The 15,697-nt window shown below is 42.8% G+C and carries 16 protein-coding genes; 13 read left to right on the top strand and 3 right to left on the bottom strand.

Going from position 1 to position 15,697, the window contains the following annotated elements; all coding sequences use genetic code 11:
- Nucleotides 1–22: 22 nt before the first annotated feature.
- Nucleotides 23–910 (top strand): ankyrin repeat domain-containing protein, encoded by an 888-nt coding sequence (locus tag P6709_RS04350; RefSeq protein WP_278239654.1) that lies wholly within the window; start codon nt 23–25, stop codon nt 908–910.
- Nucleotides 911–979: 69 nt separating this feature from the next.
- On the opposite strand, the gene P6709_RS04345 is transcribed toward P6709_RS04350, so the two are convergent.
- From P6709_RS04345 to P6709_RS04335, 3 genes are read right to left on the bottom strand one after another with little or no spacing between them, the layout of a single operon-like run.
- The gene (locus P6709_RS04345; RefSeq protein WP_278239653.1) at nt 980–2,605 is read right to left on the bottom strand and encodes a hypothetical protein; all 1,626 of its coding nucleotides are present in this window, start codon (nt 2,603–2,605) and stop codon (nt 980–982) included.
- A 15-nt stretch (nt 2,606–2,620) separates the two neighbouring features.
- The gene (locus P6709_RS04340) at nt 2,621–3,235 is read right to left on the bottom strand and encodes a PilW family protein (RefSeq protein WP_278239652.1); all 615 of its coding nucleotides are present in this window, start codon (nt 3,233–3,235) and stop codon (nt 2,621–2,623) included.
- Entirely contained in the window at nt 3,228–3,734 is a 507-nt protein-coding gene (locus P6709_RS04335; RefSeq protein WP_278239651.1) for a type IV pilus modification PilV family protein, read from the bottom strand. The genes P6709_RS04340 and P6709_RS04335 overlap by 8 nt, the downstream gene beginning before the upstream one ends.
- A 92-nt stretch (nt 3,735–3,826) precedes the next feature.
- On the opposite strand from P6709_RS04335, the gene P6709_RS04330 reads away from it, so the two are divergent.
- The 12 genes from P6709_RS04330 to P6709_RS04275 all read left to right on the top strand — a co-directional run bounded on the left by P6709_RS04330 (nt 3,827) and on the right by P6709_RS04275 (nt 15,639).
- Nucleotides 3,827–5,287 carry a hypothetical protein gene (locus tag P6709_RS04330; protein WP_278239650.1) on the top strand — a complete coding sequence of 487 codons (1,461 nt, stop codon included), beginning with the start codon at nt 3,827–3,829 and terminating at the stop codon, nt 5,285–5,287.
- Nucleotides 5,288–5,323: 36 nt separating this feature from the next.
- Complete coding sequence (locus tag P6709_RS04325) at nt 5,324–6,043, top strand: PRC-barrel domain-containing protein (RefSeq protein ID WP_278239649.1); 720 nt, start codon at nt 5,324–5,326, stop codon at nt 6,041–6,043.
- Nucleotides 6,044–6,062: 19 nt separating this feature from the next.
- Nucleotides 6,063–7,490: a VanW family protein gene (locus tag P6709_RS04320; RefSeq protein ID WP_278239648.1), complete on the top strand. Its 1,428-nt coding sequence runs from the start codon at nt 6,063–6,065 to the stop codon at nt 7,488–7,490.
- Nucleotides 7,491–7,519: 29 nt separating this feature from the next.
- Complete coding sequence (locus tag P6709_RS04315) at nt 7,520–9,175, top strand: GspE/PulE family protein (protein WP_278239647.1); 1,656 nt, start codon at nt 7,520–7,522, stop codon at nt 9,173–9,175.
- Nucleotides 9,176–9,185: 10 nt separating this feature from the next.
- Complete coding sequence (locus P6709_RS04310) at nt 9,186–10,211, top strand: type IV pilus twitching motility protein PilT (RefSeq protein ID WP_278239646.1); 1,026 nt, start codon at nt 9,186–9,188, stop codon at nt 10,209–10,211.
- A 12-nt stretch (nt 10,212–10,223) separates the two neighbouring features.
- The gene (locus tag P6709_RS04305; protein ID WP_278239645.1) at nt 10,224–11,435 is read left to right on the top strand and encodes a type II secretion system F family protein; all 1,212 of its coding nucleotides are present in this window, start codon (nt 10,224–10,226) and stop codon (nt 11,433–11,435) included.
- A gap of 89 nt (nt 11,436–11,524) precedes the next feature.
- A complete protein-coding gene (locus tag P6709_RS04300) occupies nt 11,525–12,010 on the top strand; it encodes a prepilin-type N-terminal cleavage/methylation domain-containing protein (RefSeq protein WP_278239644.1) in 486 nt (161 codons plus the stop codon).
- Between the two features lie 112 nt (nt 12,011–12,122).
- On the top strand, nt 12,123–13,049 hold the full coding sequence (gene pilM / locus P6709_RS04295) for a type IV pilus biogenesis protein PilM (RefSeq protein ID WP_278239643.1): 927 nt from the start codon (nt 12,123–12,125) through the stop codon (nt 13,047–13,049).
- The gene (locus tag P6709_RS04290) at nt 13,046–13,648 is read left to right on the top strand and encodes a PilN domain-containing protein (RefSeq protein ID WP_278239642.1); all 603 of its coding nucleotides are present in this window, start codon (nt 13,046–13,048) and stop codon (nt 13,646–13,648) included. The genes pilM and P6709_RS04290 overlap by 4 nt, the downstream gene beginning before the upstream one ends.
- Nucleotides 13,641–14,417, top strand: coding sequence for a hypothetical protein (locus P6709_RS04285; RefSeq protein ID WP_278239641.1), 777 nt, complete (start codon nt 13,641–13,643; stop codon nt 14,415–14,417). The genes P6709_RS04290 and P6709_RS04285 overlap by 8 nt, the downstream gene beginning before the upstream one ends.
- Entirely contained in the window at nt 14,414–14,845 is a 432-nt protein-coding gene (locus P6709_RS04280; protein WP_278239640.1) for a type II secretion system protein, read from the top strand. Before P6709_RS04285 ends, P6709_RS04280 begins: the two co-directional genes overlap by 4 nt.
- 35 nt (nt 14,846–14,880) lie before the next feature.
- Nucleotides 14,881–15,639, top strand: a complete 759-nt coding sequence (locus P6709_RS04275; protein ID WP_278239639.1) for a prepilin peptidase — start codon at nt 14,881–14,883, stop codon at nt 15,637–15,639.
- Nucleotides 15,640–15,697: the final 58 nt, after the last annotated feature.

The raw sequence follows: 15,697 nt of genomic DNA, 5'->3' as shown, positions 1-15,697 counted from the left end.
TTTTATAAAATGAGGTGAACAAATGAAAAAAAAGATACTGATAACACTGGCGGCACTCTTTGTTGTACTAGCAGCGGCCAGCGGAATTCGCTATATGCAGGTTCAAAATTTCAAAGGGGAAAGTGAACCGTCTGTCTTCTTTGAGTCCATCTATGACAAAGATAAAGAAAAAGTGAAAGCGCTGCTGGACAGCGGCATGTCGCCAAACGCTAAAAATGAAATGGATCAAACCGCGCTGGAAGTATCCATTGAAATTAATGCGGTCGAGATTGCCAGAATGTTACTGAATGAGGGGGCTGATGTAGAACCGCATTTTTCACGAACGGCTCTTCAAGCGATGGTGGACCCTGCACTTGGAGAAGAAAACAGCTTAAACGATTCTATGTTTGAATTGCTGAAGGATATGGCACAAGAAGAGCCCGAGATTGTCCTTTTTCAGGCTGAAAACGGTGAAAACCTCTTATTTGAAGCCATCCGGAATCAGCATAAACCGACTATACTATGGCTTCTTGAAAAAGGTGTAGATCCTCATGCGATTAATGACCACGGGGAAACGACCTTTCACGCAGCCGTTAAATATCCGGCTGATCAAACAGGATTTTATTTTGAATCAGCTCAATATACAAGGGGTACTGCAAATGCAGATATGGAAACCCCGCTGTCTTTAGCAGTAAAATCAGGACAGCCGGGATGGGTCCTCCTGTTAAAAAATGTTGAAGATATTAATAAACCAAATTCAATGGGATGGACGCCTATTATGTTTGCAGTAGATTTTGGGTTTGAGTCTATCGTGGAGGAATTAATTGATTCTGGAGCTGATTTGTCCATAGTAAATCAGGACGGGGATACAGCTGCCACCTTAGCCCGAAAATGGGAAAATGAAACTATTATTGAACTTGTAGAAAAGTAAAAGCCCTGGAGTAGTGCTCCAGGGCTTTTTGGCTGTTCATATATTCCTGATAATTGGGTATACAGCAATTTAATTAATTTTCCTATAAGGCTCCTCTATAACATCCAGTTTTTCTACTGCCGGGAGAGCCTGCTGTTTATCTATAAAAAGACGCTGATCATTTCGGATAAATAAGCGGGATTTGCTATAGTAATCCTCGCCTTCATTTTCCGGGTCTGCCAGTGAAAATAAAATATCATCTGCTCCCTGAACCGTATCTCCTCTGAAACTGTTAAATTCAAGAGAGCCTTTACTGAAGATTCCGCCCTCTACATAGACATATGATCCGACAGAATAAATCTCAGCATCTTCATCTGTGTAAAGAAAAGCATTCAGCTGATTGGGAAATTCATTAAAGCTTTCCGGATTGCTGAAAGAGTTTAACAGGGCAATATCGAGTCTTCCTCTGCTCATTAAAATAAGCTCTCCATCGCCGTTTACTTTTTTAATATTAGCATTAAAGATATTGGTTGTACCTAATACATACATAACTGAATCCATTTGATGATCCCCTCTGATCATCACGTCCCCAAATACAATCATATTAGCCTGAATGAGTGCCTCCTCCTGAGCAGCGCTTTCAAGGATAAGATCACCCATGACAACTATCCATTTATCATTGTTAAGGGTTACAGAGTCGGTATTGAGGTAGGAGTCTTTCAAAAACAAATGATTCTTATCAGGCTCAAGCCCGCCGATCACATTTTCTTCATGCAGCACGGTATCTGATGTCAGCTGGTTCTGATATTCATTTTTCGTAAGCGTCCGCCCGACAGTCTCCTGGCCCTTTATGGTAAGCAGATCCCCGCCGGCAGCAAGGATCTCAATCTGCTGCTCTGTAAAAGACGAATCCATTTCTTTTAATTTGGATGTAACAGTGGGAAGCAGTTTGACATCAATATAGCCGCCGTCTGAGCCTAAGACAGGAGCTTGTACGCTAAATGCATCACTGATCATTTGATCGGCTGTTTTCGGCAGCCAGTGGACGGATCTGTTTAAAGCTGAATCAAAGCATGGAGAGGCAGGACTGCTTTTGCAGCTGGCCGCAACCCCATTTAAAATCAATTGGGAGTTTTTTTCTACAGTTGGGAAGTAGCTTACTATCGTTTTACTGTTTCCATCATATTTGTATTTTGCTTCGTCAGAAATAAACAACTGTTTGTCAGCATAGATGTCTCCATCAATGTACATTCCCCCATGCAGGCTCAATGTATCTCTGGCCCCGGCTCCATACTTTAAAAAACCGGGCATGGCTGTGATATAAATCGTTTTAGAAAAATTCTGCTTGTATCCTTTGCTGCTTACCTCGTAAACTCTCGTATATTCTGTCTCCGGATCGAGGGAATGCCCGGAGGAAGCATCCGAAATCTCTAGAGTAGGGTGCTGGGTTAAATGAGATGAAATCATTGTATCAAGTTCGTTTTGATAAAATGGCCCCGGCGGAGAAAATGGGAATTGCTGAATTCTGTTTTTTAAAACTGCCACGCCTTCTTCAATTGATTTTATTGCTTCAGAATCCTGAACGATGGTTTCTTCTCTGATCTCCGTTCTTTTCGCCCCGCCTATTGTCGCTGTTAGAATGGCTGCTCCAAGCGTAGTGAATACCAGTATAATCAGCATCACCGTCAGTAGAGTGTAGCCGTCTTCTTTTTTCAATGAAATCCCTCCTTCTTAAAAACCAAAACTTGATTGCAATGTTACAGGATTCATACGTTCCGCCACCCGTTCGTTTTGAGGCAAAATAGCAAGCTCAAGTTCAATGATTCCGTTTGATTCACGCCCATTGCACGCTTGGGATGAACAACGCATCTGGAGAAAGCTTTGATCTGAGGCGGTTAAAATTTGAATAGTTTCCCCCTCAAGTACAAGCTCCGGCTCATCACCTGCAGCAATCGCACTTCCATACGTTTCTTTTTCTTCTTTTGTAATGGTGTCAATCCAGATTTTGTTTTCTTCAAAGTAGATATAAGTATCATCAGAAGTATCAGGCTGGCGTATTAAATAGCTTTCAACTTCCTTGTCGGATAACCGGATCAGCTTTACACCCTTTTGGTTGCCGTTTGAATAAGGTTCTACAAAATCAGGTTTCTGTTCAGACATTTCATTTAAAATCATCGTGGCAATATAGTCTGTCTCATCCCGCGCATTTCCTAATGCAGACGTTTTTTCATAAAGGCTGTAGCCGGAAATAAACACTCCATAAATGGACACGATGAAGATGGAAGATACGGCCAATCCTGTGAGCAGTTCTACAAGTGTCATCCCTTTATTGTTCAACCTATTCATTTCTCAGCACTCCTCTTACCAATACTTCCTCCATGCGTTTTCTTTCCCATTGAACAGAAGCTTCGATGGGAATTAATTCGCTTTTCATTTCTTCTGTTTCTTGTTCATTCGAGCCCTCAAATTCAGTAAGTGTAACCAGTACGGAATAAGTCTGATTATTAATAACCGGGCTGAAATTGGAACGGCATATCTCTTCCTGGTCAAATAATAAAGAACCGTTAATCACAGTGCTGCAGGAATCAATGGTCAACTCCAATTCCGATGAGCCTTGCTGGGAAAAATAATCCCTTACATGCTGAAAGTCCTGATTTTCGATGTATGTAACGACATTTTTAGCTACATTTACGCCGACCGTATTGTCCTGATTAGAGAATGTGAATTGGTAGGAATTTAAAAAGAAAGTCAGTAAAGAAAAAACAATTATATTCAGTAAGGTGATAGATACCAGTACTTCAAGCAGTGAGAACGCTTTATTATTTGAAAAAAGTTCTATTTTCAATGATTTTCACTTCTTTCAATTTAGTTAGCTTTATTATACAATATTTTATATATAAATCATAAGTACTAATTCTATCTTTTAGGAGTGAAGTAATGGCTTCATATATTTTTGCTGCTATCGGCATGTTACTGTTAATCCCTGTACTGTATTTTATTCCTATTGGTTTTTCTGTTGCAGGCAGATTGCTGCTTGCTGGAGCAGCACTATTATCAGCGTTTGCTGCGATTGCTCTGCAGCCTTTTTTAAATACCCTTCAAAGTGTGCTGATCGGCGCCATGCTTACGATTACGGCTGCTATACTGCTGCCTCGTGCAGCGGCGGGGATTTTTAAAGAAGAGGAGGAGGATCAGGATGTATTTTCTTTTTCTGAACCCATTCCTGCTGGGCCTTACGCTCCAAAAGGGTATAAGGATTACGACGAAGTTCCGGAAGAAAACACGGGGATAAAAGAATCATACGAAACGGAAGAGCTTAGTAAAAGTGAGCTGGACTGGTTCTTAGCTCCTGCTCCTGAAGCAGAAAAGGCTGAAGAGGAAGAAGAAGAATTGAATCCAGCCGCCGGTGAAGACATAGTAATCGAAGAACCGGAAAACAAACCAGATGAAAACTCAGTTCTGGATGAAGAAATTCAGGATAACGCAGAAGAAAAAATTGAATATTATGATGAGCCGGAAACGGAAGCAGAAGAAGAGGACGAAGTAGCTTCCTTTTTGGATACAAGAAATAAAATAATGCTCAATGATTTGCAGGATGAAGACGATAATACAATAGAGCCCGCTGAAAACCCAGATGAGGAAATGGATGAATCTGTTTTTAACCGTTCATGGCTTGAAGCAGCTGTATCAGCCGAAACTGCCGCAGCTTATGAAAAAGCAGAGGTGGAGGAAGATAGTCTCTCTCTTACAGCTGAAAATAATGAAGAATTATTGCATTCCTTTACCTTTTCTATAGAAAACAAGGCAGACGAAAGTGATCAGCCTCAAGTGGCACAAGCAGAATCTATTAATCTTGAAAAAGAGGAAGAAGTTATTACTGATTGGAAGGATGATCTTTCTTCAGAAAAATCAGAGCCTGATTTAACACCTGATGCTGAACTCGAACAAACGATGTCTGAACAGCACGAGGAGAATTTTGACGAAGTGGATACCGAGCCTTTAGCAGTAGTTGAAGCGGCAAGCGAAGCACAGGAAGTATTTTCTGAAGAAGTAATTGAGCCAGCTTCTGAAGATACCTTTGCAGCAAAACCTCAGCCTGCATTTATTGATCCTGAATTGTTCCAGACCATTCTTGATCAATTTTCTTATATGCAGGCCTCGCTTTCTGCTTCTGAATATGAAGAGTCAATCAGAAGCGTCATCGAACTGCCGCTTGCCCAGGAACAAAAATTGGCTTTGTACCGCCACTTCCTGCTATTTCTGATTGAAAAGAAGGAAATGAACCACGCGGGACAAATTGCAGAAGAAATGGCTGATGAGTTCAGCATGTACAGAGCAGTAACAGAGGAAATAAAGATGTTCAGAGAATTTATCGCTCACTCGCATGTCAATGGATAATAGATTAAAAAATGAAAAGAATAGGTGTGGTTATTTATGAAAAATAGTACAGAATTAATCGGTCTACCCGTTATCTCTATCACGGACGGTTTGGAAATTGGCACAGTTAAGTCAATAGTTGTGAATCCTGAAAAAAGATCTGTGGACTTTATTGCAATTGAGCACGAAGACTGGCAGACAAGTGTCCGGGCGATTCCTTTCAAAAAAATTATCGGACTGGGTGAATACGCTGTCACAGTTGAGCAAAGCAGCGCCATTATTGATTTAAATGAAATTCCATTAGCGAATCAATTGCTTAACCGGAAAATTTCCATTACAGAAACAAAAGCAATGAGTAAAAAAGGAAGACTAATAGGAGAAATAAAAGACTATTATTTCAATGAAGACAGCGGCTTGATAGAGCATCTTGAAATAGAATCCGCACAGCAAAGAGGCTACCTGAAAGCGGAAATGGTTATTACGTACGGAAAAGACATTATCGTGCTTGAAGAAGCGGCCTACAGTTCATTTCAATCTTCTCTTTTTGAAGAAGAAGCTCCTGAAGCTGAAGAGGGGCCTGAAGGTGTTACACTGCTTTCACAGATTAAAGACAAGCAAAGCAGCTTGTTGGTGGGCCGTAAATTAACCACCGATGTGAAAGATGACAAGGGAATTTCTATTTTGCATGCAGGCAGTGAGCTGACAAAAGCAGATATTGAGCTTGCTCAGCGCAAAGGACCCGCCGTATTTGCCAAACTGGCTACCTCAGTAAACTAATGGAAAGTGGGTGTTGGGAATGGGGAACAGCCAGATTGTAAAATTACTGCTTACCGGATTTCTTTCCTTTTTCATAATTTACGGAACCTCACAGGCTGGTCCTAAAATTCTTCCCGGCTTGCCCGGCGGCACGAGCGTTTTTGAGGAGGATACCCAAATAGGCGGAGTAGATGTGGGAGGCATGAGCAAGGATGAAGCGGTCATTGCGCTTATTGATGACACTCAGACCTGGAAAGAACAGGCATCCTTAGAAATAGCAGAAAACGAACAAACAAGCCCCGTCGAATTGTCTTTGCTTCATTTTCTGATTGAGGAGTCAGTTGAAGCAGCTTCGGATCATCAGTCAAACCCGTTAAAGGTTAAATTGGATATTCAAGAGATCTTAATCGGCATTGAACAGGATCTTTCTGTACCTGCGTCTGAGTGGGTGGATCCTGCAAAGCTTCAGTTTGAAATTGAAAAAAATGTACAGATTCTTTTTTCTGAGGAAACAGTGACGATTCCCTTAACCGCTCTGCTGCCGGATGACAAAGAGCAATCAATCATCGCAGAAGAAGCAGGTGATTTTACTCTCTCGGGCAACCAGCAGCTTTTTGTGGAAGAACATAAAATAGTGCCGATTGAATCCGGCGGTACTTTTTCCATCCTTTCTCTCGCAGCTGCTTATGGTGAGGAGTTTCTAACCGATGAGGAATTCTCCCAGCTGGCAAGTGTTATCCACGGTGCCGTTATCGATTCACCGCTGACGGTAACAGAGCGCTCAATCTCTCTATCCCTGCCTGCTTGGGCAGAAAGAGGAAAAGAAGCTAAAGTGGAGAGAGAGTCAAGCCGCGATTATCAGTTCATGAATGCTTCATCAGCACCGGTCACCATGGAAATGGAGATTGTACAGCAGTCGCTTTATGTACGCATTAAAGGACAGCAGCATTCTCATACATACGAGGCGGTTACAGGTGACATTCAAACGATCAAACCGAAAATTATTAACCAGTACAGTCCCTTTGTTCAATCCAATGTCACCAGAATTTCAGAAGAGGGCAGCGATGGCTATTTGATTCCTGTGTATCAGCGGGTGCTGGACGCAGCGGGAGCAGAGGTTGAAAAAAACCTGCTGTATGAAGATTTTTATCCGCCTGTACACCGGGTTGAAATCAAGAGTCTTGAGCGCCCTGAAATCCGGATCGAAAAGGATGATTCTCCTTCAGTTTCAGTAGACAGTGAGAACACCGAAGATGGGTCAGGTTCAGATGACGAACAGAATACAGATATAAGCGAAGATGCGGAGGAGGGACAATCATCAGATGCCTCCTCTGCATCTGGAACTCAAGCGGATCCGGCTGATGGCGAAGTACCAACCGAAATAGACCAAAAGGAATACGAAGAAGAAGAATCTGATCAGGGAACTCCTCAAGGGTCTGAGAAAGATGAAAACGAAGAAGATAAATAGCTGATTACTACTGAAATCGGGGTGTCATGATGTCCATACAGCAACGGAAACGGCTTGGAGATATGCTGATTGAAGCAGGGGTTTTAACATCTGAACAGCTTACCGTCACGCTTGCTGAAAAGCAGCAGCATATGAAACTCGGTGATGCCCTTCTTGAACGGGGGTTTATCACCGAACAGCAGCTTATTGAAGTACTTGAGATTCAGCTGGGTATTGAGCAGGTCAGCTTGTATCGCTACCCAATAGACACAAATCTCTTTACGCTCATACAAAAGGAACAGGCGCAGCGCAACTTAATCATCCCTTTGAAAAAAGAGGGTGACAAACTTTACGTTGCTATGGCAGATCCAATGGACTATTTCATTATTGAAGATCTGCGGCTGTCTACAGGCTTCAATATAAAGCCTGTCATTTCAACGAAAGACGATATCATCCGATCGATTAATAAATATTACGAAACTGAAGAGGGCTTTGAGGAGCTCAAGCTTGAGGACAAACAGGAAATAAACAATCAGGATCTGACGGATATGGAATCCCCGATTATCCGCCTGGTGAACCAGCTTTTATCCTCTGCAACCTCTCAGAAAGCAAGTGATATTCATATTGATCCGCAGGAAACAAAGGTCCTGTTCCGAATCAGAGTGGATGGTGTACTCAGGACCGAACGAATTCTCCCGAAGCATATTCAGGGCATGCTGACGGCGCGTATAAAAATACTTGCCAATATGGATATTACAGAGCAGCGCGTACCGCAGGATGGAAGGATTAAAATAAATGTGGATTATAAGCCGATCGATTTAAGGGTATCCACGCTTCCAACCGTTTATGGAGAAAAGCTTGTGCTTCGTATCTTGGATCTCAGCAGTTCATTAAATGATTTGCATACACTCGGTTTTAACCCGTTAAATCTTAAGCGCTTCACATCCATGATTGATAAACCGACAGGCATCGTCCTGATTACGGGACCAACCGGATCGGGTAAATCATCCACATTGTATGCAGCGCTGAATAAATTAAACAGCGAAGACGTCAACATTATTACGGTTGAAGACCCTGTTGAGTATCAAATGGAAGGAATAAATCAAATACAGGTAAACTCCAATGTGGGACTGACGTTTGCTGCGGGACTGCGGGCGATTTTGCGTCAGGATCCCAATATCATCATGGTGGGAGAAATACGGGATCAGGAAACAGCAGAGGTTGCGATACGTGCTTCCTTAACCGGGCATCTCGTGCTGTCGACCATCCATACAAATGATTCACTAAGCACCATCACGAGGCTTTTTGATATGGATGTTGAGCCATTTCTTATCGCTTCTTCATTGAGCGGAGTGGTTGCTCAGCGGCTTGTCCGGAAAGTTTGCCGGGACTGTGCTGAAAAAATGCAGCCTTCTCAACGGGAAAAAGAGATTTTTGCTAAACGGGGCCTCACCCTCGAAACCGTCACAAAAGGCAGCGGCTGTGCTTCCTGCAATATGACCGGATATAAAGGGCGGATTGCGATTCATGAAGTCCTTGAAATTGATGAAGAAATGAGAAGGGTTATTTTAAACAATGATGCGTTTTCCAAGCTTCGTGAAATTGCCATTAAAAATAAAACGATTTTTTTACTTGATGACGGTCTGTTAAAAGTAAAACAGGGGATCACCACGACAGAAGAAATTCTGCGCGTCGCAATGGAATAGGAGATAGAACATGAAAGAGCAAATCCAATATCTTTTAAAATCCGCCTTTGAATTAAATGCCTCTGATCTGCACCTAACGGTTGGATCGCCGCCTGTCCTTCGCATTGATGGAAGTCTGAAAAGATTGGGGAAAGAAAAACTGACCGGTGACCACACAGAAAATATGGCCAAAGCCATTTTTCCAAAAGGAAAATGGGAGCAGTTTGAAGAAAACGGGGAGCTTGATTTTTCGTATGGACTCCCCGGAGTGTCGCGCTTCCGGATTAATGCGTATCATCAAAGAAATTGTATTTCTATGGCGATTCGTGTGATTCCGTCCTCCATTCCAACTCTTCAAAGTCTTCAGCTTCCCGTTGTGATACAGGACATCTGCCGGCTTTCCCAGGGGCTTATTTTAGTGACAGGGCCAACCGGAAGCGGCAAGTCCACCACACTTGCTTCTATGATTCAATTCATGAATGACACCATGAAAAAACATATTATTACCTTGGAAGATCCGATTGAATACCTACACAGTCACGGCGGGTGCTTAATTGACCAGCGGGAAGTCGGCTATGACACAAAATCATTTTCAAATGGCCTTCGAAGCTCCCTGCGCCAGGATCCTGACATTATTTTAGTAGGAGAAATGCGTGATCTTGAAACCATCCACACAGCTATTACCGCAGCAGAAACCGGCCATTTGGTTCTGGCTACGCTGCATACATCCAGTGCAGCTTCTACTGTTGAACGAATTATTGACGTATTTCCAGCTGACCAGCAGCCTCAGGTGCGAATTCAGCTTGCATCTGTCCTGAAGGCGGTCATTTCCCAGCGTCTCCTTCCGCTTGCTCAAAAAAAGGGGAGAGTCGCTGCTGTTGAGATTATGCTAAACAATTCAGCTGTAGCCAATTTAATCCGGACGGAAAAAATTCACCAGCTGCCTTCTGTGATTCAAACCTCGATGGCGCAGGGGATGCAGCTGATCCAATCGAGTGTTAATGAATTATACCAAAAAGAGAAAATCACATTGGAAACGGCAAAACCTTATATGTAAGGAGCGGAGTAAATGGCTCGCTTTAAATACGAAGGCAAAACAAAATACGGGCAAAAAAAGGGGATCATTACAGCTGTCACACGAAAAGAAGCTATTCAACAGCTTGCAGTAGATGGCATTCGTGTGCTCGATATCCAGGAACAGCAGGAGACGCTGCTAAATAAAGATCTTGCATTCGGCAACCCCGTAAAGCTTCAGCATCTGGTTATTTTTGTCCGTCAGTTCTCCACTCTTTTAAAGGCAGGTGTGACTGTCGTTGATGCAACAGCGATCCTGTCGAAGCAAACGGAAAGCAAAGCACTGAAAAAAGCGCTTTCTGCCATCGAACTTGAACTAAGGGAAGGAAATACACTTTCCGATTCAAGTGCTAAGTTTAATCGCATTTTTGAACCTTTTTTTATCAATATGATTCGGGCGGGAGAAGCAACAGGTAACCTGGATGAGACACTGGAAAGACTGGGCGACCACTATGAAAAGCAGTACAACACAAGAAAGAAAATCCAGTCAGCGCTATCCTACCCCATTGTCGTTGGACTTGTCGCCATTGGGGTCGTGATCTTTCTATTAACCTCCGTTGTTCCAACTTTTGTCACAATGTTTGCTGACTTCGGCGGCGAGCTTCCGCTGATCACTCAATTTGTTTTAAACGCGAGTGGGTTTATGGTCAGCTGGTGGTATTTAATCGTGGCTGGAATGATCGGTCTCGCTGCGTTAATTTCAGTTTTGAAAAAGCATCCGTCCACTAAATATCATTTTGATTATGCTGTCCTTAAAATTCCGCTTTTTGGAAAATTAATTCAAAAAGCGGTGCTCGCCCGATTAACCCGTTCCATGAGCTCTTTATTCTCAAGCTCAGTTCCGATCCTGCAGGCACTGACGATTGCAGAATCCATCGTCGAAAACGAAGTGATGGCAAGAGTGGTTAAGCAATCAAGAGAATCGCTTGAAAAAGGAAATTCACTTACAGAACCGATGAAAAACCATTGGGCCTTTCCTCCTCTTATTTCTCAGATGATTCAGATCGGAGAACAAACAGGTGCTTTGGACTCAATGCTTGGAAAGGTTGCGGACTTCTATGAAAAGGAAGTTGACAACGCTACTGAACAGCTAAAATCCTTGATCGAGCCGATCATGATTGTTGTATTAGCAGGCATGGTAGGAACAATCGTAACATCGATCATGGTGCCGATGTTTGAAATATTCAACGATGTGCAAAATTTTTAAAATTTTGTAAAATAGGTATTTTTTCATTGTTCATTTATGGTAGTATAAAGTAGTATAAAAGATACAATAATTGAAATGGAGGCTATAAAATGTTTAAGAAAATGAAGAAAATGCTCAAAAACGAAAAGGGGCTTACACTGATTGAGCTTTTAGCTGTTGTCGTTATCCTTGGAATCATTGCTGCAATCGCCATCCCTGCCATCGGAGGAATTATCGACAACACCCGTAAAGACGCTCACGTTGCTAATGCTCAACAGATGATTAGTTCGGCGAAAATAGCATTGGCGGGTGATAGCACACTATTACCTACAACTGGAGATGTATTTATTCCGCTTGCTTATTTAGAAGAAGAGGGATATATAGAAGAATTAGTAGATCCTGATGAACAAACTGATGGGTATGATAAAGGCACTGCTACAATAGCAACCACTGCTCCAGATGGTTCTTATGTAGAGGCTACTAAAAACGCTACATCTAATCAGGTTGAATACTCAGTGGTTCTAGTTGGAGACGAAAGAAATATTAATGCGGCTGAAGCTGATTTAGATAGAGATTCTGTAGTAGATAATTCTTAGAAAGTAAATTTGGGAGAAAAGCCAGCCGGCATTTCTCCTGTTTCTACTATTCTTATAACCCTCATAAATTGCAGTCACTATGCCAGATTTTCCAACAAAGGAGTTACATCTCATGCTCAAATCATTGTTTAAGCGATCAAACCAGCTTGTCCATATGGTGTTTACTGAAAGCGCGATCCGCATGATCGAATTTAAATCGATCAGTCCGCTTGAGGCGAAGCACACATTTCACACCCCTCTTCCGGAAGGTGTGATTGAAAAAGGGAAAATTGTTGACCTGCCCTTGCTGGAATCCATCGTGGAGCAGTGTGTGGCTGATTGGAAAATCAAGCATAAGAAAGTGCAATTTATTGTGCCGGATCCGTTTGTCATTATCCGGCAGATTGAATTAAAGGAAAACTTGTCCCAGCAGGAAATACAGGGCTATTTGTATATGGAGCTTGGAAATCGCATACAGCTTCCTTTTGAAGAGCCTGTTTTTGATTTTGTGAAGCTGCCGACTGAAAGCGGGAAAGATCTGCTGATTTTCGCGTCGCCTGAAGACGTTGTAAAGAGCTATCGGGACCTGCTTGAAAAGGCTGGGCTTGAACCGGTTACAGCCGATATTTCTCCATTAGCCCTATATCGGTATTATGAACGTTACAGTGAGATTGAAGAAGAAGATCATCTGCTGATTTTACGGTTTGACCAACGGCAGCTGACAATTTCCATTTTTCATCAGGGCTATCCATATTTTATGCGTCCTATTGCATTTGAAGAAGATCGGGGAGAAGAAGCCTACGGTGAATTATATAGTGAAATTTCAAAGATCCTGAGTTTTTACCGCTACTCCATTCATCAGGGAAGCGGGGAGATCAGCCGGGTTTATGTAAGTGGAGACTGGCCTGATCTGGATGCTTTTGCAGAAGGACTGAAGCAGGAATTGACATTGGAATTTCAATATCCATTTCAGCCTGAGTATTCTGAGGATGACCTGGAAATGCTTCCGGATCAATTTGAAATCGCGACAGGGCTTGGCTTAAAAGAGGTGGAGGCATGAAGCAGATCTCAATCAATCTTCTGCCGAAAAAACAACGCCGGCAGCGGCTTCAGCTCTGGGTTGTCGGACCTCTTGCTGCTTTTTTAGTCGTTTCCACCGTTTTTATTACTGTCCTCCACTATACTAAATCCCAGGAGCTGAACCGTACAGAAGCGGCTTACAGCCAGGTGGTTCAGGAAAGAGAAATACTAGAACAGCAGCAAACTGCAAATGCAGGCACAGGTTCTGTTGAACAGCTTGAGATGGCGATCGAGTTTATGAAAACCTACCCGATTGATACGGTGCCGATACTGGATCATTTTACGGAACGCTTGCCTGAAAGAGGGTTTTTTCAATCCTTTCAATACAATGAGTCGGGAATTATTGTGCTGAGTGTTCAATTTGATTCAAGCAGAGAAGCGGCTTTCTACCTCTCTGAATTACAACAGTCAGAATGGGTGGCAAACGCATCAGTATCAAGCATCACAACGTCAGAAATTCAGTCACTTGAAACAGCTGCTGCCAGCGATGATGAAGGAGCTGTGCTTCCGCGATATGTAGCTCAATATACAATTGAACTTTCGGAAACTATAGGGATGGAGGAAGAGGCAGATGAATAATCAATTTAGCCGTCCCTTTCTGATTACCCTTTTGCTTGGCGCAGCGGCTTTTTTCATTCCGCTCTTTTTATATTTAAACTGGTTACACCCGGTAAACAGTGAGATTAACGAACAGAAAATGCTGGTTGAAAATGAGGAGGCGCTCGTCTCCGCCTTGCTTGATACACAGATTGAGAGCCCGGCTGAAGAGATATTAACGGACAGCGCTTCCTTGCAGACGCAAATTCCAGTTAAACCTTTAACCGAGCAGCTGATCCTTGATCTTGAGAAAGCGGAACTCTTATCGAACAGTTTTATTGAATCTATTGCCATTACGGAAACAGAAATATCGCCTACCTCTTTACAGCCTGAGTCAGAGCCTCAAATGGAAAACCCGCTGGATGAACCTGAAGAGGAGGCGGCAGCGGTTCCGGCCGTAAGTCCCGAGGAACTCGCGCTTATCCCGGAGGGTCTGCACAAGGTTATGGTGAGTCTAACCGTCCAGTCTCCAACATACTTTGAACTACAGCGGTTTTTAACTGTAATCGAAGAACTCCCGCGTATTATGGAAGTGGAGCAGATTGGCTTTAACGATACGGGGGAGGTTATTTCGCTGAATGACTCTGCTGAGACGCTGTCTTTTTCCCTTACAATTGGAGCGTATTACTATCCTGCATTAAATGAATTAATTGAGGACCTTCCATCTATTGATTCTCCTGCCCCTGCTCAAAAGAAAACGCCTCTTTCAACGTTCCCTGAAGAACAGGAGGAAGAAGACGAGTCGTTATGAGGAAGGAAAATGGCTTTACACTCATTGAAGTGCTGGCGGTCGTTGTCATTGCAGGAATTCTATTTAGTATAGGGGCGGCGATGATGCAGACAACTATTATGATTTCGAGGCACGATTCCTTTCTTGCCACGGCTCATTCCTTAGAAGAAGCGGCACGACAGTATTCCTATCACCATCAGATAGGAAAGAAAGAAACAGAGCGCGTTACATACAGTGATCTGGTTGGGGAAGGACTGTTTGAAAGGGTGAAGGATCCTTATACAGGCGACTTTTTTGAGGATGATAATACAACCTTCATCAGCTATAAAAACAATGAGCCGCTTTCGATCTGCTTAAAAGGATATACACATGAAATCTGCGGGGATTCGAATGGTGAAGGCCTTTCTTTTTCTTTATTGTCGCGGGATAGAATTGTCAGGATGGAATAAGCTGAACGCTGGTCGATGAGGAGTGCTCGATTGCAATGACGATAGTATATACTAGTGTTTTATTTTTCTATGGAACTATTTTAGGTTCTTTTTATAATGTGGTCGGACTAAGGCTTCCGGAAAAGAAGTCCATTGTTTTTCCCGGCTCCAGCTGTCCTAAATGCCAACATCAGTTAAAATGGTTTGAATTGATACCCGTTCTGTCATACCTATTTTTAAAAGGATCCTGCTCAAAATGCAGGTCACGAATTTCTGTCTTATATCCGGCCATGGAGATGCTGACGGGGATATTATTTGCTTATGCATTTTGGGTGCACCAATTTTCGCTTGAATTCGCGGCAGCCATTTTATTTATTTCACTGCTCGTCATCATAACCGTATCTGATTTAGCTTATATGATTATTCCTGACAAAATCCTGCTTTTTTTTGGAACAGCTCTTCTTGCAGTCAGAGTAGTGGAGCCTCTTTCCCCCTGGTGGAATGCTTATTTAGGGGCAGGTGTCGGGTTTACTCTGCTGCTGTTGATTGCCATCGTGTCAAAAGGGGGCATGGGAGGCGGAGATATTAAGTTGTACGCTGTCATTGGATTGGTGCTTGGTGTAAAACTGACTCTCTTGTCTTTTTTTCTCGCAACATTCATTGGAACGATCGCAGGGATTGCGGGGATCGTCTGGAAAAGTAAAAACAGAAAAGAGCCTGTTCCATTTGGGCCGTCAATTGCGGCTGCTTCCATTATTACGTATTTTTGGGGACAGGATCTGATCGACCTTTATTTCAACCTTCTCTTTTATTAATCGAATCATGTCACTATTTTTCAGGAACAGGACGACACGAGTCTTGTTCTTTTTTGGC

The organism is Jeotgalibacillus sp. ET6, from assembly GCF_029667115.1.
Lineage (GTDB): Bacteria > Bacillota > Bacilli > Bacillales > Jeotgalibacillaceae > Jeotgalibacillus.
The sequence above is the reverse complement of the archived record's forward strand: the minus strand, read 5'-3'. Positions and strand labels throughout refer to the sequence as shown.